Raw genomic sequence first — 15,552 nt, forward strand, 5'->3', positions numbered from 1 at the left:
GCCTAGAGTGTGGCCAAGGTGGGAGAAGAGGGGTGGGCATGGACAAATCAGTCCCGCTTGAACGCATGGTGTTCTTCAGCGATGCGGTGTTTGCCATCGCGCTGACGCTGCTGGCACTGGACCTCAAACTTCCGGCGGGAATCCCGCCCGAACGCCTGACTGCCGAGCTCATCGACGGAATCCCCGAACTGGTGGCGTTTGCGTTGTCGTTCGTCATCGTCGCCCGCGTGTGGATGTCCCACCACACCGATTTCTTCCGCATCCGAGAGTTCAGCCCGCAGCTGGCCTGGCTGAACATGCTGCTGCTGTTTTTCATCGTGATGCTGCCGGCCACCACGTCGGTCCTCAGCGACTACGGCGGAAATCCGGGTCCGTGGCCGAGCGTGCTGTACGCGGCCACGATTTCCGGCGTCTACCTGACCCTCGCCGGAATGTGGACCTACGCCTGGCGCAAGGGCCTCACGGAGGACAGCGTGGATGCCCACGAGCACTGGCGCGTGTTCCGCGGAAGGATCATCCCGCCGTCGGTCTTCCTCCTCAGCATCCCGGCCGCATTTTTCCTCGGCAGCAACACGCCCTACCTGTGGTTCCTGCTGGTGCCCGCGGCAGTGATCTCCCGCTCGCTGTCCCGCAAGAAGGTGAGTTGAAGCAGTGGATTACGTCAAAGACCCCCGCATTGACCAGTACATCGACCCCCTGCCGGCGTGGCAGCAGGACATCTGCCATAAGGTCCGCGACCTGGTCCACGCCGCCGATCCCGACGTCGAGGAGACCATCAAGCGGACCGTCCAGCCGTACTTCGTCCTGCAGGGCAACGTCATTGCCCTTCTCGCGGCGAAGGACCACGTCAACGTCTTCCTGTACGACGGCGGCATCACCCCGGATCCGCACAACATCATCACCGGGGGGGCACGGCAACAAGACCGGCCGCATGATTTCGATCCACGAGGGCGAGGCCATCAACGAGGCCGCGCTGGTGGAGATGTTCCGGGCGATCATCGCCAACAACCGGGCCGGCGGCTGGCGGAAGCTCAAGGAAGGGCAGTAGCGAAGCTGGTTACGCGCCCCGTCCTGCCCCGAAGTCTCAGTCCGGCACGGAGTGGCGCCGGGCAACGCCCCCGGCCAGCAAATCTGATGCCCTGTCCACGACGAGTGACGGCAGATGTTGCAACTCATCGGCGGCGGGCACCTGTGCCTCGGCCGTCGCCGTCAGGACTTCGGTGACCGTTGAACGCGCCGCACCGGCATCCACTCCCCAGTTGGCCGCCTCGCGGACAAGATGGTCCAGCGTGATGTAGTTCAGCCTTGCCTGGCCCGCCACGGAGTGCCCGGCATTGGAACTCCGTGCATAGAGCAGCAGCGTGGGCGCTGCATCGTACAGCGGGGCGAGCGTCACCTCACCGGTTTCGCGTATCAGCACCGAGTAGTTCTTCGAATGGGCGTCACCGTTGCCGATCAGGACATTGAAACTCACGGCCCTCAACAGGTCGAGCTTGAAGGACATTGCGTTGCGGGCGTGCGGGGCCGCCACAGCGGCCACGTGCGTGAGGCGCGACGGTACCGCCGTCGACTGGTCGTACTTGGCCGCCGACGCGAGCCCGAGGACCTGTGTGAAGTCTTCCTGATGGATGCGCCGGTGATCCGTGGTCCGGTCATACCTGTCCACCACCAGGGCGTCCCGGGTGCCGAACCGGTCCATCGTGGTTAGTGCCGCTGGCAGACCCGCTGCCCGGGCCAGATCCAGCGCCCAGTGTTCGGCGGCCAGCAAATTCGGGATCGGCGAATCCAACGGGTCCGGCTTGATGATGTGCGTTGACGCCGCGCCTCCCGCAGGCCAGTACCAGCGGCCACCCTCGCGAGACAGCAGGATCTTGGACTGTACACCGCCAAGCGAAGTGGTGATGGCAAAGTCCGCCGGCAGGTCCCAGGTGGGAAGTGACTCCACCGCTGCCACAACTTCGGCGTCGGACATGGGCAGCAGCTCTCCCGCTCCTGCCGGGTCGACGCCTTCGGCCAGTACCTGCACCGCGCCGGCACAGTCCGATCCAACAATGGCCAGCATCGCTTTGATGTCCGTTGTCGCTACCTTGTTCAGATCCGCCAGGTGGGCGCGGACCTGGCCTTCCGGCAACAGCCCGTCGAAGAAATTCAGGACCGATGGCCCGGTCAGCGGTTTCGACTGCAGCGGCAAGGACAGCGACAGGAGCGCAGCCCCAGCGCCATACTCGCCAACCACATCAGGAAGGTACTGCAGCCGGGGACGCAACGATGTCCCTGAGAGCCAGGCGATGTGGCGGCCATGCAGCCAAACAGCCAGGCGCTCATTACGCATCACCGCTTCACGTCCAGGCGCGAGAAGCGGGGAATCAGTGCGACGTCCCGCTCCAGCGCCCGCACTGCAGCCATGGCCGTATCCAACGAAACGTTCTCGCCCTGTTCCAGCCGGACGACGGTGTGCCTGCTGGCGCTGATCAGTTCGGCCAGGGCGCTCTGGGTGAGCCCGCGCTCCTGCCGCGCATTCCTGATTGCCGTACCGAAGGACTTGGCGTCCATGGCGCGGAAAAACGGGGTATCGGCCGATTGTTCCATATCTTCACCATATCAAGGATGGTCACCATATGGTGAAGATAATGAACATTCGACGGCGTTGAAGGATTGTTCATGATATTCACCACGCCTACATGAAGTCCGGTCCCCGAACATGCACATCCCAGGCGGCTACGGTTGCGCGAGTGTGGCCGGGCGCTGTGAGGTGCCGGACATTTGTTGTCACCGGAGACCAGGCGGGAGCATAATGGTTAGCAGAGCTAATTAGCAGTGCTAACCATCTGCGGGAGGACACCGAACCCCAATGACCACCACCACAGAGACGGACCACGAGTCCGCGGACAGCATCCAGCCGGACATCCTGGCGATCGACCTGCGCACCGCCGTAATGCGGACATCCCGCCGCCTGCGCATCGAGGCAACCGGCGATGTCATCACGCCGGGCCAGTACACGGTTCTGGCCCACCTGCGCACCGGATCCCAGACCCTCCGCGAACTGGCGGAAAGCGAGCACGTCCAGGCGCCGTCGATGACCCGGATCGTCAACGCACTCACGGAGCAAGGGTTCGTGTCGCGGTCCCCGCATCCGGAGGACGGCCGCCAGATCCAGGTACGGATCACCCCGGCCGGCGAGACTGTCCTCGCCGAAGCCCGCAGCCAGCGCACCGCCTGGCTGGCCCACCGCGTCGCCCGGCTCAGTGACGAGGACCGCCTGGTCCTGAGCCGGGCCGCACGCATCATGCAGGAGATGAGCGCCCGATGAGCGCGATGTTCCGGGCACTTGAGAACCGCAACTACAGGATCTGGGCGGGCGGGGCGCTCGTCTCAAACGTGGGCACCTGGATGCAGCGGATCGCGCAGGACTGGCTGGTGCTGACAGTCCTCACCGACCACTCCGGCACCGCCGTCGGCATCACCACCGGGCTGCAGTTCCTGCCCAGCCTGCTTCTGGGCCCTTACGGAGGCGTCCTCGCCGACCGGTACCGCAAGCGCGCGATCCTGTTGTGGACCCAGGTTGCCATGGGTCTCTGCGGGCTTGCCATCGGACTGCTGGTGGTAACGGGCAATGCCCAGCTGTGGCATGCCTACCTGGCCGCGCTCTGTCTCGGTCTGGCCAGCTCCGTTGATGCGCCCACGCGCCAGGCCTTCGTGTCCGAACTCGTGGGGCGGGAACACATCACCAATGCTGTGTCCCTGAACTCCGCGTCCTTCAACACCGCCCGGCTCACCGGCCCCGCGATCGCCGGCGTACTGATCGCCTGGGTGGGAACGGGACCGGTCTTCCTGCTCAACGCCGTCAGCTTCGCCGGCGTCATCATCTCGCTGCTCAGGATCCGCACCTCTGAATTGACCCTGGCTACCCCCGCACCGCGCAGCAAGCACCCGGTGATGGACGGCCTGGGCTACGTGCGGCAGCGGCCCGACCTGGTGCTCATCCTCGTCATGGTGAGCGTCATCGGGGCCTTCGGCATGAACTTCGCCATCACCAACGCACTGATGGCCACCGTGGAATTCAGGGCAGGACCGGGGGAATTCGGGCTTCTTGGTTCCGTCATGGCCGTCGGGACGCTCGCTGGCGCCCTGCTGGCCGCCCGCAGGTCCGGCCCCAGGCTGCGTTACCTCTTGGGCGGGGCCATCGGAGTGGGTATCTTTTCGCTGCTGGCCAGCGCGACGCCGTCGATCTGGCTCTATGCCGCCGTGCTGATCCCGCTCGGCCTGGCGTGCATCACCTTCCTGAACAGCTGCAACACCACGATCCAGCTCTCCGTGGAGCCACAGTTCCGCGGGCGCGTCCTTGCCCTGTACCTCGCCATCCTGCAGGGCGGGACCGCCGTGGGGGCGCCGCTGCTGGGGTGGATCGGCACGGAATTCGGTGCCCGCTGGTCGGTGGCGGCGGCCGGTGCCACTGTGCTGCTGACCGGCCTGTTCGCGGTCATCGCCGTCAACCGGCGCAGCCCGATGACCTTCCGGCAACAGGTGCGGACCGCGTTTCCCGGGCGCCGCGCCACGGCTTGAATCCCCGCTCGGTGTGCGAGAGCGTCCGGGGAAAAGGGACATCTACGGCGGGAGCGTCCCGGTCGGGGGCTCCTACTTCGCCGCGGCTGCCTTCTTAGACGGCGCCGCCGTCGAGCCGCGGACCACCAGCTCTGTCCCGAGCTCGATCCGCTGCGGCAGTTCCTCGTCGCCGTCCAGGTGCCGGAGCAGCGCGCGCATGGCGGTCTCGGCCATCTGGACCACGGGCTGGCGGATGGTGGTCAGACCCGGCTCGATCCACTCCGCCGCCGGGATGTCGTCAAAGCCGATGATGGACAGGTCCTCAGGGATCCGCAGTCCGGCGGTCCGCGCCGCGCGGTAGGCGCCCATGGCCTGGTCGTCGTTACCGGTGAAGATCGCCGTCGGCCGGTCGTCCAGCGCGAGCAGCTTCCGGGTTCCGGCCTCGCCGGCCTCGATGGAGAAGTCGCCCGGGACCATCAGCGCCGGGTCCACCTGGATCCCTGCACGCCGCAGCGCCGAAACGTAGCCGTCCTCGCGGGCGCTGCTGCACTGCAGGTCCTCGCGGCCGCCGATCATTCCGATCCGCCGGTGCCCCAGCTGCAGCAGGTGCTCGGTGGCCGAGTGCGCGCCGTCCCAGTTGGCCGCCCCAACGGTCATCAGGTCCGGACCGGGCTGGCCCACCGGATCAATCAGCACCACCGGGATCCCGAGCGACTTGATCCGCTGGATCTGTTTGGCGTCCAGCTGGTACACGGCCATCAGCAGCCCGTCCGACTTCCGCTCCGCCACGTTCGCCAGCCACGGCCGGATCCGCGAGCCGTCCATGTTCAGGCTGCTCACCACCGTGCCGTACCCGGCGTCCTGCGCCACGCGCTCCACGCCCTCGATGATCTCCAGCGCCCACTCCGACCCCAGGCCTGGGAACACCAGGTCGATCAGGCCGGCCTTCTGCCGCCGCTTGGCCGGGCGGCGGGCATAGTCGCGCCGGGCGATGATCTCCTCCACCCGGGCACGCGTTTCCGCCGCCACATGGGCGTGGCCGTTCAGCACTTTGGAAACGGTGGGGACCGAGACGCCGGCCTCCCGGGCAATCTCACTGATCGTCGCGCGCCCGGTGTCCTGCTTGACCATGGAACCCACCTTTCCCGCCGGAGCACTCCCCCGGCCCTACGAGTTTTCGGAAAGTCCCCACGCCTGGATCCGGCCGCACATGCCGTAAATCCTGCTGGTTTTCCGTTTCCCCATGGTAGTCCGCGCTTCCTGCAGATAGAAACTTTCGGCGGTTTCCAGAGACTGCAACTGCTGCCGTGTCGCCGCGGCCTGCCGTTCGGCCCCTTCCGCCAGCATTTCCTGCCAGTCCGGCGACCGGGAGCTGACCAGCCGGGCCGCCGCCGCATGGAACCCGGCCAGGGCGCCGGGACCGGAGTCCAGCACGGCCTCCTTCAGGGCAAAGTACCCTTCCAGCGCCAGGTCACGACGGCGGCGCGCGGCCGACTCCGCGCCCGGGTCACCGCCGTCGGCATCACTGGGAGCCAGCACCGCCGCGCGGCTGTACGCCGCGGGATCCGCCAGGTACGCGGGCGGGAAGGTCATGACGGCGTCGCCGTTCTCCGGCAGCCCGGCGTTCTGCATGAGCACCAGGACGCGCAGGTCACCCGAATCGTTGACCGCCCGGTGGATGGTGCCGGGCGTGAACCACAGCACCACCCCCGGTTCCAGCGGCGTGGACGTGAAACCGCGCGAATCCAGCGTTTCCAGCCGGCCTGTCCCCTGCTGCACCACGTACCCTTCCGCGGACGCCGTGTGCAGGTGCGGGGTGCCGCCGGCGGCGCCGTCCGCCGCGGGCCAGTCGTAGATGCTGACCTCCGACACGGCGGTGGCTCCCGGGAAGGTGGTGGCAACCATGGTCAGGCCCAGGCCTCCAGCGCGGTTTTAGCCGCTCCGGCGAGTTCCGCGGCGGACTGCCCGTCCACCTCGCCGTCGGAAATCACGACGGCGTAGCGGTAGGTGAGCGGCCGGCCCGCCTGCAGCGGGACTGCTTCGCTGAAGAACGGCGCGGCGCCCAGGCACGCGAACATGGACGAGCGGGCAAACCACTGGTTCGGGGCGCCCGGGTTGGTGCCGTGCTCCACGAACGTGACGGACGAGAACCGGCAGGTGTCATCGTGCTGGCCCGTGAACGAGATCCACTCCGAGCGGGTGCCCATAAACTCGTCTTGCCCGGTCCCGGCCTCGGAACGGAACTGGCCTCCGGTGAAGGACCGCGGCCCGCGCCAGAACAGCCCGCCGTACCCGGCGTTGTCCCGGCCCTCGGTGGTGGGGCTGCCGATCTCAATGACGTCCGGCGAGATGTTGGAGATCTCCGTTTCGAAGAGCAGCACCCAGGCCGTGGTGGCCGGTTCTTTGACGGACGGACCGTCGAGGAGCTGGACGTTGAAGCGGCGCTTCTCGGCGATCACGGGTGTCCCGTCCTGCGAGCTCCACACGAGTTCCTCGGCCGCGGTGATCCCGGTTCCGGCGTCATCGATGTTGGTGAAGGCCCCGTGGGTCATGGCGCCGTTGTTGTCCAGGTTGGCGTAGCCGGTAGCGCGGGTATAGGTGGCGCCGCCCCAGAAGTTGTCCTTGCCCACGTTGGGCAGTGCAAGCGACAGGCCTTTGTGCCAGACGTGGTCCCACGGCCGGAAGATGGTCACCTCGTCGCCGCCCAGGGTAGTGAGCGGGTGGAAGTAGGGGCGCGGGCTTTCGTACTGGCTGTCCGTTGGCTTGTACGTGTAGGTGGCGATCTGCTGGCCGCCGGCCGTAAAGGTGAGGGCTGCGCCGTCGTCGGAATAGCTGAGCGTGGTCTTTTCGACGGCGGTGGTGGTGGGTGCTGCGAGGCTGGTCATGGGAGTCTCCAAGGGAATCAGGGAATCAGGGGGTCAGGCGGCGGACGTGGCGGCAGAGGCGGTGGCAGCGAGAGCGGTGGAGTCCAGGACCCGGGTCCCCAGGCCGCCGCCGTCCATGCCGCCGTAGAACGGGTGGCCGGGCACGATCTCGCCCCGGCGGACGGCGGTACCGGTGAACGCGGACGTGTAGATCGCGGCAGCGAGCTCCAGCGTCTGCCGCGCGGAGTCCGCGCCTGCTGGGAGCGGCCTGCCGGCGTCGAGCGCGTCATACATGGCCAGGAACTGCGCCGAATGTCCGCTCCCCCGTTCCAGCGGCTGCGCCTCCCACGCGTCGGTGACCTCGTCCTCGTGGCCCGGCGCCGCGGTGACGGTCCAGTTGTCCGTGGCGTAGCCGTACAGGTGGCTGAGTTCCACGGTGGCGAACTCGCAGTCGATCCGGAGGTCCGAGGTTTCCCGCGGGGAGAGCAGCGAGTTGATGATGGTGGCTACGGCGCCGTTTTCGAAGCGGACCAGCGCGGCGGACAGGTCCTCGGTGGAGGTGGCGCGGGCCTGCCGGGAGGCGATGGCGGTGACTTCCTGCCATGGGCCGAGGAGGTGGAGCAGCAGGTCGAACTGGTGGATGCCGTGGCCCATGGTGGGGCCGCCGCCCTCGGCGGTCCAGGTACCGCGCCACGGCAGGTCCCAGTAGCTGTCCGGCCGGTACCAGAGGGTGTCGCACCGGGCCACCAGCGGCCGGCCGAACCCGCTGCCGATCAGTTTTTGGGCAGCGGCGGAGGCATCGCCGAAGCGGTGCTGGAAGACGCAGGAGAACTGGGCGCCGCCCTGGGTCTGGGCGGTTTCCAGCCGGTCGAAGTCGGCCAGGGACAGGGCCGGCGGCTTCTCTGACAGGACGTGGACGCCGGCGGCCAGGCATTCGAGGGCCTGGTCGATGTGCATCATGGGCGGGGTGCAGAGGTGGACGATGTCCGGTCTGGCCTCCGCCAGCAGGTCGGTGAGGCTCAGGTACCGGCCGGTGATGCCGTGTTGGTCACCGAAGGCGTCCAGCCGGGGCTGGTCCACATCGCAGGCTGCCACGAGCTCCGCCCTGCCGCCGGTCCGGGCCAGGTTGTCCGCGTGGACAGCGGCGATCCCGCCGGTGCCCACGATGGCCACTTTGTACGTCCGCATCTGAAAATTCTCCGCCTTTGCAGTTTCTTCACTGGATGGTGCCGGTGGTTTGCTCTTGGTGCGGCCAGCAGATCCGAAACTTTCATGACTGGATCATTAGTTTCCGAAACTTGTTTGGGCTGTATTTCTGGCCTGCCTTCAACCGTAGAAAGCAGGACGCCGCGAAGTCAATGGTTTTCAGCCCTAGAAACTAAATACAAATTTCTGATAGTTTCTAAAAAACTGATTCCCTATGTGAGGAGACGCCCGTGAGCGGTGCCGCCGAGAAACAAGCACTCCCCCGCACCGCCGGGCCGGACGCCGTCGAACACCTCATTGCCGAGATGACGCTGGAGGAGAAGCTCGCGCAGCTGGTGGGCGTGTGGGTGAACGCGTCCACCGACGGCGACTCCGTGGCGCCGCTGCAGAACCAGATGGCCGGCGACGCCCGCTCGTGGGACGACGTGATCGCCAACGGCCTGGGCCAGATCACCCGGATGTACGGCACCACCCCGCTGGAACCGCTGGACGGCGCCCGCCGGCTGGCCGCCGCGCAGGAACAGATCATCGCCGCGTCCCGCTTCGGGATTCCCGCACAGGTGCACGAGGAGTGCCTCGCCGGACTGGCCGCCTGGAAAGCCACCGCCTTCCCCGTCCCGCTGGCGTGGGGCGCCAGCTTCAACCCTGAACTTGTCCGCGAAATGGCCGGGCTGATCGGCACGGACATGCGGGCGCTGGGCGTACACCAGGGCCTGGCCCCGGTGCTCGACGTGGTGCGCGACCTCCGCTGGGGCCGCGTGGAGGAGACCATCGGCGAGGACCCGTACCTGGTGGGCACCGTGGCGTCCGCCTACGTGCGGGGGCTCGAGGAGGCGGGCATCGTGGCCACCCTCAAGCACTTCGTGGGCTACTCCGCCTCCGTCGCCGGCCGCAACCACGCCCCCGTTTCCATGGGCCCGCGCGAACTGGCGGACGTCATGCTGCCGCCGTTCGAGATGGCCCTCAAGCACGGCGGCTCCCGGTCGGTGATGCACGCCTACACGGACGTCGACGGCGTCCCGGCCGCCGCCAACCAGGCCCTGCTCACCGGGCTGCTCCGCGACGAATGGGGTTTCGCGGGAACGGTGGTTGCCGACTACTTCGGCGTCGCCTTCCTCAACGTCACCCACGGCGTGGCGGCCGACCTCGGCGACGCCGCAGCGCTGGCACTGACGGCGGGAGTCGACGTCGAACTTCCCACCGTAAACTGCTACGGCACCCCGCTGCTGCAGCAGGTCCGCGACGGCGCGGTGGACGAGGCGCTGGTGGATACCGCCCTCCGCCGCGTGCTCACGCAGAAGCAGCAGGCCGGGCTGCTCTCCCCCGGTTTCGATCCCGCCCCGCCTGCCTTGGCGTCCGGCATCGACCTGGACCCCGCCGGACACCGGGCGCTGGCCCGGACCATGGCGGCGCAGTCGCTGGTGCTGCTGAAAAACGGGACGCACGACGGCGGCCCGGCACTGCCGCTGCCCGCTGCGGCCGTGCGGTCGCTGGGTGTGGTGGGGCCGCTGGCCGAGGACCCGTTCGCGATGCTGGGCTGCTATTCGTTCGACGCGCACGTGGGCGCCTCGCACCCCGAGGTGCCGATGGGCATTTCCGTGCCGACCGTGGCCGGGGCTGCGGCCGGACGTTTTGGCGGAGTCGTTTCCGCGGCCACCGGCTCGTGCGAGGCCATCACCTCGGAGGAGATTGCCGAGGCGTGCGGCATCGCCGCCTCCGTGGATACGTGCGTGGTGGTGGTGGGCGACAACGCAGGACTGTTCGGCCGCGGCACCTCCGGGGAGGGCAACGACGCCGCCGACCTCCGGCTGCCCGGCGACCAGCACGACATGCTGGACTCTGTTCTCTCGGCGGCAGCGGCTGCCGGCACCCGCACCATCGTGGTGGTCCTCAGCGGCCGCCCCTACGCACTGGGCGGTTTCGCAGACCGGGCGGACGCCGTCGTGCAGGGATTCTTCCCCGGCGAGGAAGGTGCCGGGGCGCTCTGGGACGTGCTCACCGGCGTCGTCAATTTCTCCGGGAAGCTGCCCGTGTCCATGCCGCGGACCTCCGGCGGGCAGCCCGGCACGTACCTGCACAGCCGGCTGGCCGGACCCACCGGCGTGAGCGCGCTGGACCCGTCGCCGCTGTTCGCGTTCGGGCACGGTCTGTCCTATACGTCCTTTGAGTTCTCGGAGCACGTGGCCAGCGCGCCCACGGTGTCGACGTCCGGCACGGTGACCGTGGGCTGCACAGTAACCAACACAGGAAGTGTGGACGGCGCCGAGGTGGTGCAGCTGTACCTGGAGGATCCGGTGGGCGAGGTGGTGCGGCCGGTCCGCGAGCTGATCGGCTACGCCCGGGTGGAGCTCGCCGCGGGGGCCTCCGCAGCGGTGGAGTTCACGGTGCATGCTGACCGGACGTCGTTCACAGGGGTGGACCTGAAGCGTGTGGTGGCGCCGGGGCTGGTGAAGCTGCACGTGTCGACGTCGAGCACTTCCGACGTCCACACGCACGAGGTGATCCTGCACGGTCCGCGGCGCGTGGTGGGTTTCGAACGCGAGATGCTCACCCCGGTGACGGTCACCCCGGCGCGAACGAACACTTAAGCCCCACGTTTTTGGGAGCGCGAACGTGCAGATAATGCCCTCAAAACTCGGTTTTGAAGGCATTATCTGCACGTTCGCGCCAAGGAATTTGGGGCCTCAAGTGTACGTTCGCGCCTACGGGCATCGTCAGGATTTTGCGGCACCGATGGCCCGGCGGAGGGCCGCACCCAGTACCGAGACCAGCGGAACCAGGCACCCCAGGGTGACCACCGTGTTGGGCCTGAAGGCGACGCCGACGCCGACGATCCGGTAGACGGCCAGCGGCAGCACCATGCCGCCGCCCCTCGGCCGGAAGCGCCACCGTCGGCCTCGTTGCCGCTCGAGACCTGTCTCTTCGGATCAGCGGTCGATCGACGCCATGTTGGTCTCGTCGTGGCGTTCTCCGGCGGCGGGCTGGAGCGTGTTCAGCCGGTTCAGCTGGTCGGCGGTGAGTTGGATGCTGTTGGCCGCGGTGTTCTCCTCGACGCGCGAGACCCGCCGTGTGCCGGGGATCGGGGCGATGTCTTTGCCTTGGGTCAGCAGCCAGGCGAGGGCGGTCTGTGCGGGGGTTGCTCCGACCTCTGCGCCGATTGCCTTCACCTCGTCGACTATCGCGAGGTTCCGGTGGAAGTTCTCGCTGGTGAAGCGTGGGTTGGTTTTGCGCCAGTCGTCGTCGGCGAAGTCGTCCACGGAGCGGATCTGACCGGTCAGTAGGCCGTGACCGAGCGGTGAGTATGGGACGAAGCCGATGCCGAGTTCGCGCAGCAGCGGCAGGATCTCCTCTTCCACGTCCCGGGTCCACAGGGAGTATTCCGTCTGCAGTGCCGTGACCGGCTGGACGGCGTGTGCCCGCCTGATGGTCTCCGGGGAGGCTTCTGAGAGCCCGAAGTGCAGCACTTTGCCCTCGGCGATCAGGTCTGCAACGGCACCGGCGGTCTCATCGATCGGTGTGTTCTGGTCGACGCGGTGCTGGTAGTACAGGTCGATGTGGTCAGTGCCGAGGCGCCTGAGGGAGCCTTCGACGGCGGCCCTCACGTTCGCGGCGCTGCTGTCGATCATGCCGGGGCCGCCGTTGAAGTGGGAGACCAGGCCGAACTTCGTGGCGATTTTGACCTGCTCCCGGCGTCCCTTGATCGCCTGGCCCACGATCTCTTCGCTCAGGAACGGTCCATAGATCTCGGCCGTGTCGATGTGGGTGACTCCGAGATCGAGGGCGCGGTGGATCGTACGGATCGACTCCGCGTTATCCAGAGTGCCCTCGCTGGTGTAGGTGCCGGCCATGGTCATGGCACCGAGTCCGATGGCGGAGACTTCCAGGTCTCCAAGGCGTGCGGTCTTCATTGTGTGTTCCCTTTCGATAAGAGGTGTTCCGGTGTTATCTAGCGGGCTTCAACGAAGCCCAGAGATTCTTCGAGATAGTCGACGAACGCCGGGCTTCGTCCCTGGTCGCGGAAAAATGAAGCCGGGAGCGGCGGGCGGGGGGTTTCGTAGGCTTGGTCCGCCAGTGCCCGCTGTGGGAAATCGTGATGGACGACGGCGCCGCTGGCGACGAAGACGAAATCACTGCCGTGATCGAGGGCCCGTTGGGCGCCCGCGGCGCTCATGACGTCCCCGGAGACTCCCACCAGGGTTGTGCCTCTTGGCAGGTCTGTGAAGAGATCGACAAGCAGCTCGCCGGTGTGGAGGCCTACCTCTACCCGGGTGTCGAGGCTGCGGACCACCAGATCGAGGTAGTCGACCAGGCCGCGTTCAAGGAAGACGGCGACCATGTCGCGGAGTTCGGGCAGGTGGGGGTCCTGACCGCTGAGGGCGAGCCTCAGCCCGATGTGGAAGCCGGAGCCGCAGCTCGCCCTGATTCCCTCGATGATTTCCCGGAGCAGGCGTGAGCGTCCGTCCGGGTTTCCGCCGTAATGATCGGTCCGGCGGTTCGTCTCCGGCGACAGGAAAGCCGAAAGGATGAAGCCGAAGGCACCGTGAAGTTCGATGCCGTCGAAATCGGCCCGTTGGGCGCACGCGGCTGCTGTAACGAAATCGTCGCGGAGCTGTTCGACCTCGGGCAGGGTGAGCGCCCGGGCGCCCGTGCTCTCGTCGTCGGAGGGCCCAACGAGCGCCCCGGATCCGATGAGGTCATGGCGGGCGAATGCGCCGCCGTGGTGCAGCTGTACGGATGCGAGTGCTCCGTGGCGGTGAGCAATTTCTGCCATGGCTGAAAGCCCTGCGATGTGGCGGTCGTCGTAGATGCCAAGTTGGCCGGCGAACGACTTGCCGTTGGACTGCACGTTGGCAGCGGCGGTGGTGAGCATCGAGTACCCGCCGGCGGCGAGTTGCCCAAACCAGTGCAGATCGTGCTCGGACGCTGTGCCGTCGTCGTTGCTCTGCTGGTTTGTCAGTGGGGCGAGAGCGAACCGGTTCTCGAGCACGGAGCCCGTGGCGAGGGTCAGTGGATCGGTCAGAAATGACATAAATTTTTCCTTAGGAGTCGTGGGACAGTGCCGCGGAGAGCGCGCGGTTCGTGTCGATCTGCTGCTGGACGGCGGCTTGCTTTTGCTCGATGGCGGCCATGGCGTCGGCGCCCGCGATGAAGCGTGCGGGCAGGCTGCCGCCGTCGGAGAGCGCGACCAGCGCATCGGCCAGTTTTGCCGGGTCGCCGCCCTGCTGTCCGTTCATGGTCTTCCAGAACGCGATGGTGGAAGCTGTTTCCTCGTTGTAGTCCTCGATCTGCACTTCCGGCCAGATCGTCGATGATCCTTCGACCAGCAGCTCGGTGCGGAAGAAGCCGGGCTGGACGGCCATCGTTTCAATGCCGAACGGCGCCACCTCCAGACTCAGCGACTCCATCCAGCCTTCGAGGGCGAACTTCGACGCGGCGTAGGCCGATGAGAACGAAGCGCCGACGAAGCCCGCCGTCGAAGTCACCGTGATGATCTGGCCCGAGCGTTGGCCGCGCATCACAGGGAGGACGGCGCGGGTCACACTCAGGGGCCCGAAGAAGTTCGTCTCCATCTGTGCCCGGACCTGCTCAGGGCTGAGGGTCTCAAAGAAGCCGGCGTAGAAGTTCCCGGCGTTGTTGACCAGTACGTCGATACGGCCGAAGCGGTCCACCGCAGCCTTGACGGCCGCTTCCGCCGCGGCTGGATCGGTGACGTCCAGCGCGAGCGTGAGCAGGTCCTCATGGGCTCCAACCGCTGAGGCGACGCGGGACGCGTCGCGGCCGGTGGCGACGACCGAATGGCCTGCGGCGAGAGCGGACCGGGCGATGTCGATGCCCATCCCGCGGCTTGCTCCGGTGATGAACCAAACGTTCTTTTCTGCCATGATTGGAAGTCCTTCTGCTCTGCGGATCCGGCCCATTGCCTATCCATTGACGTGATAGATCCAGTAAAGGAGAACCCGCGAGCCGGAGGCAGACCCGCTCTATAGGGTTAATAAGCGGGACCCCCTCAGGGTTGGTGCCTGACGTAGATTTGGAGCATGACCACCGCCGCCAACATCCGCGAGTTCCTCATTACGCGCAGATCGCGGCTGACCCCTGCAGAGGCCGGACTGCCCGACTTCGGAGGCCGTCGCCGGGTGCCAGGGCTTCGCCGCGAAGAGGTGGCCCTGCTCGCGGGAATGAGCGTTGAGTACTACGTGCGCCTGGAACGGGGCAACGCGTCAGGAATCTCGGACGCCATCCTCGACGGAATCAGCCGCGCGCTCAAGCTCGACGACGCCGAGCACGCCCACTTGTACGACCTGGTCCGGGCCGCAAACCGGGGCACGAGGACACCGCAACGAAAGCCCGCTTCCCGCACCCAGCAGATCCGTCCCGGCACCCGGCAGATCCTGGACGCCATGCCGTTTCCAGCGATCGTACAGAACGGGAGAATGGACGTCGTTGCTACCAACACGCTCGGGCGTGCGCTCTTCTCTGAGATGTTCGTGGAGCCTCATGAGCCCGTGAACTTCGCCCGTTTCCTCTTCCTCGATCCCCGGGGCATGGTTGCCTACCGCGAATGGAACGACTCGGCCGAGCAAATTGTCGCTCTGCTCCGCGCCGAATCAGGGCGCGCGCCCTCCGATCGTGTCCTCCGCAGCCTCATCGACGAGCTCTCAAACGGCAGCAGCGAGTTCGCGGCCCTTTGGGAAGCCCACGACGTGCGGATACACCTTGCAGGCAAGAAACTCTTCCACCACCCGGACGTGGGCGACCTCGATCTCAGTTACGAAGCCATGCAGCTCATGACCGATCCGGGGCTCCAATTCGTTGGCTTCACAGCCGAACCGGGATCCTCCACTGACCACGCTCTCCGCCTGCTCGGAAGTCTCGCGGCACTCCACCCCGAGGAAATCAGGCTCGAAAGGTAGGAAAGCGTCCACTAGAAGGGCGCCCC

At 66.9% G+C, this 15,552-nt stretch carries 15 protein-coding genes and 1 pseudogene; 6 read left to right on the forward strand and 10 right to left on the reverse strand.

All coding sequences use genetic code 11. The annotated features are described in order from the left end of the window. The first annotated feature begins 38 nt into the window (after positions 1 to 38). Both EYS21_RS14995 and EYS21_RS23770 read left to right on the forward strand, forming a co-directional pair. Positions 39 to 647, forward strand: coding sequence for a TMEM175 family protein (locus tag EYS21_RS14995; RefSeq protein ID WP_131134014.1), 609 nt, complete (start codon positions 39 to 41; stop codon positions 645 to 647). A gap of 4 nt (positions 648 to 651) precedes the next feature. After that, positions 652 to 867, forward strand: a pseudogene (locus tag EYS21_RS23770) (DUF1801 domain-containing protein); the annotation flags it as partial. Between the two features lie 217 nt (positions 868 to 1,084). Here EYS21_RS23770 and EYS21_RS15005 read toward each other — a convergent pair. Further along, positions 1,085 to 2,332 carry a HipA domain-containing protein gene (locus tag EYS21_RS15005; RefSeq protein WP_131134015.1) on the reverse strand — a complete coding sequence of 416 codons (1,248 nt, stop codon included), beginning with the start codon at positions 2,330 to 2,332 and terminating at the stop codon, positions 1,085 to 1,087. Beyond that, positions 2,332 to 2,589, reverse strand: a complete 258-nt coding sequence (locus EYS21_RS15010; protein ID WP_131134016.1) for a helix-turn-helix transcriptional regulator — start codon at positions 2,587 to 2,589, stop codon at positions 2,332 to 2,334. The genes EYS21_RS15005 and EYS21_RS15010 overlap by 1 nt, the downstream gene beginning before the upstream one ends. 262 nt (positions 2,590 to 2,851) lie before the next feature. Between EYS21_RS15010 and EYS21_RS15015 the strand changes: the two genes are divergently transcribed. Both EYS21_RS15015 and EYS21_RS15020 read left to right on the forward strand, forming a co-directional pair. Beyond that, positions 2,852 to 3,310 (forward strand): MarR family transcriptional regulator, encoded by a 459-nt coding sequence (locus EYS21_RS15015; protein WP_131134017.1) that lies wholly within the window; start codon positions 2,852 to 2,854, stop codon positions 3,308 to 3,310. Continuing rightward, the gene (locus EYS21_RS15020) at positions 3,307 to 4,563 is read left to right on the forward strand and encodes an MFS transporter (protein WP_131134018.1); all 1,257 of its coding nucleotides are present in this window, start codon (positions 3,307 to 3,309) and stop codon (positions 4,561 to 4,563) included. Before EYS21_RS15015 ends, EYS21_RS15020 begins: the two co-directional genes overlap by 4 nt. Before the next feature lie 72 nt (positions 4,564 to 4,635). Here EYS21_RS15020 and EYS21_RS15025 read toward each other — a convergent pair whose 3' ends face one another. The 4 genes from EYS21_RS15025 to EYS21_RS15040 are packed head-to-tail and all read right to left on the reverse strand — an operon-like array spanning position 4,636 to position 8,594. Continuing rightward, on the reverse strand, positions 4,636 to 5,673 hold the full coding sequence (locus EYS21_RS15025) for a LacI family DNA-binding transcriptional regulator (protein ID WP_131134019.1): 1,038 nt from the start codon (positions 5,671 to 5,673) through the stop codon (positions 4,636 to 4,638). 36 nt (positions 5,674 to 5,709) lie between these two features. Then, positions 5,710 to 6,447: a cupin domain-containing protein gene (locus EYS21_RS15030; RefSeq protein WP_131134020.1), complete on the reverse strand. Its 738-nt coding sequence runs from the start codon at positions 6,445 to 6,447 to the stop codon at positions 5,710 to 5,712. Between the two features lie 2 nt (positions 6,448 to 6,449). Then, entirely contained in the window at positions 6,450 to 7,427 is a 978-nt protein-coding gene (locus EYS21_RS15035) for a PmoA family protein (RefSeq protein WP_131134021.1), read from the reverse strand. A 33-nt stretch (positions 7,428 to 7,460) separates the two neighbouring features. Then, a complete protein-coding gene (locus EYS21_RS15040) occupies positions 7,461 to 8,594 on the reverse strand; it encodes a Gfo/Idh/MocA family oxidoreductase (RefSeq protein ID WP_131134022.1) in 1,134 nt (377 codons plus the stop codon). 248 nt (positions 8,595 to 8,842) lie between these two features. Here EYS21_RS15040 and EYS21_RS15045 point away from each other — a divergent pair, with 248 nt between their 5' ends. Next, the gene (locus tag EYS21_RS15045; protein WP_131134023.1) at positions 8,843 to 11,200 is read left to right on the forward strand and encodes a glycoside hydrolase family 3 N-terminal domain-containing protein; all 2,358 of its coding nucleotides are present in this window, start codon (positions 8,843 to 8,845) and stop codon (positions 11,198 to 11,200) included. Positions 11,201 to 11,326: 126 nt separating this feature from the next. Here the strand turns inward: EYS21_RS15045 and EYS21_RS23430 are convergent, their stop codons facing one another. From EYS21_RS23430 to EYS21_RS15060, 4 genes are all read right to left on the reverse strand, one after another. Further along, positions 11,327 to 11,473 (reverse strand): hypothetical protein, encoded by a 147-nt coding sequence (locus EYS21_RS23430; RefSeq protein ID WP_165478328.1) that lies wholly within the window; start codon positions 11,471 to 11,473, stop codon positions 11,327 to 11,329. Between the two features lie 66 nt (positions 11,474 to 11,539). Beyond that, complete coding sequence (locus EYS21_RS15050; protein ID WP_131134024.1) at positions 11,540 to 12,520, reverse strand: aldo/keto reductase; 981 nt, start codon at positions 12,518 to 12,520, stop codon at positions 11,540 to 11,542. A gap of 38 nt (positions 12,521 to 12,558) precedes the next feature. Then, positions 12,559 to 13,641 carry an NADH:flavin oxidoreductase gene (locus tag EYS21_RS15055; protein ID WP_131134025.1) on the reverse strand — a complete coding sequence of 361 codons (1,083 nt, stop codon included), beginning with the start codon at positions 13,639 to 13,641 and terminating at the stop codon, positions 12,559 to 12,561. Between the two features lie 10 nt (positions 13,642 to 13,651). Next, a complete protein-coding gene (locus tag EYS21_RS15060; protein WP_131134026.1) occupies positions 13,652 to 14,494 on the reverse strand; it encodes an SDR family oxidoreductase in 843 nt (280 codons plus the stop codon). 156 nt (positions 14,495 to 14,650) lie between these two features. Here EYS21_RS15060 and EYS21_RS15065 point away from each other — a divergent pair, with 156 nt between their 5' ends. Beyond that, entirely contained in the window at positions 14,651 to 15,526 is an 876-nt protein-coding gene (locus EYS21_RS15065) for a helix-turn-helix transcriptional regulator (RefSeq protein ID WP_131134027.1), read from the forward strand. Positions 15,527 to 15,552: the final 26 nt, after the last annotated feature.

The sequence above is a fragment of the Arthrobacter sp. S39 genome (assembly GCF_004320525.1).
Taxonomy (GTDB): domain Bacteria; phylum Actinomycetota; class Actinomycetes; order Actinomycetales; family Micrococcaceae; genus Arthrobacter.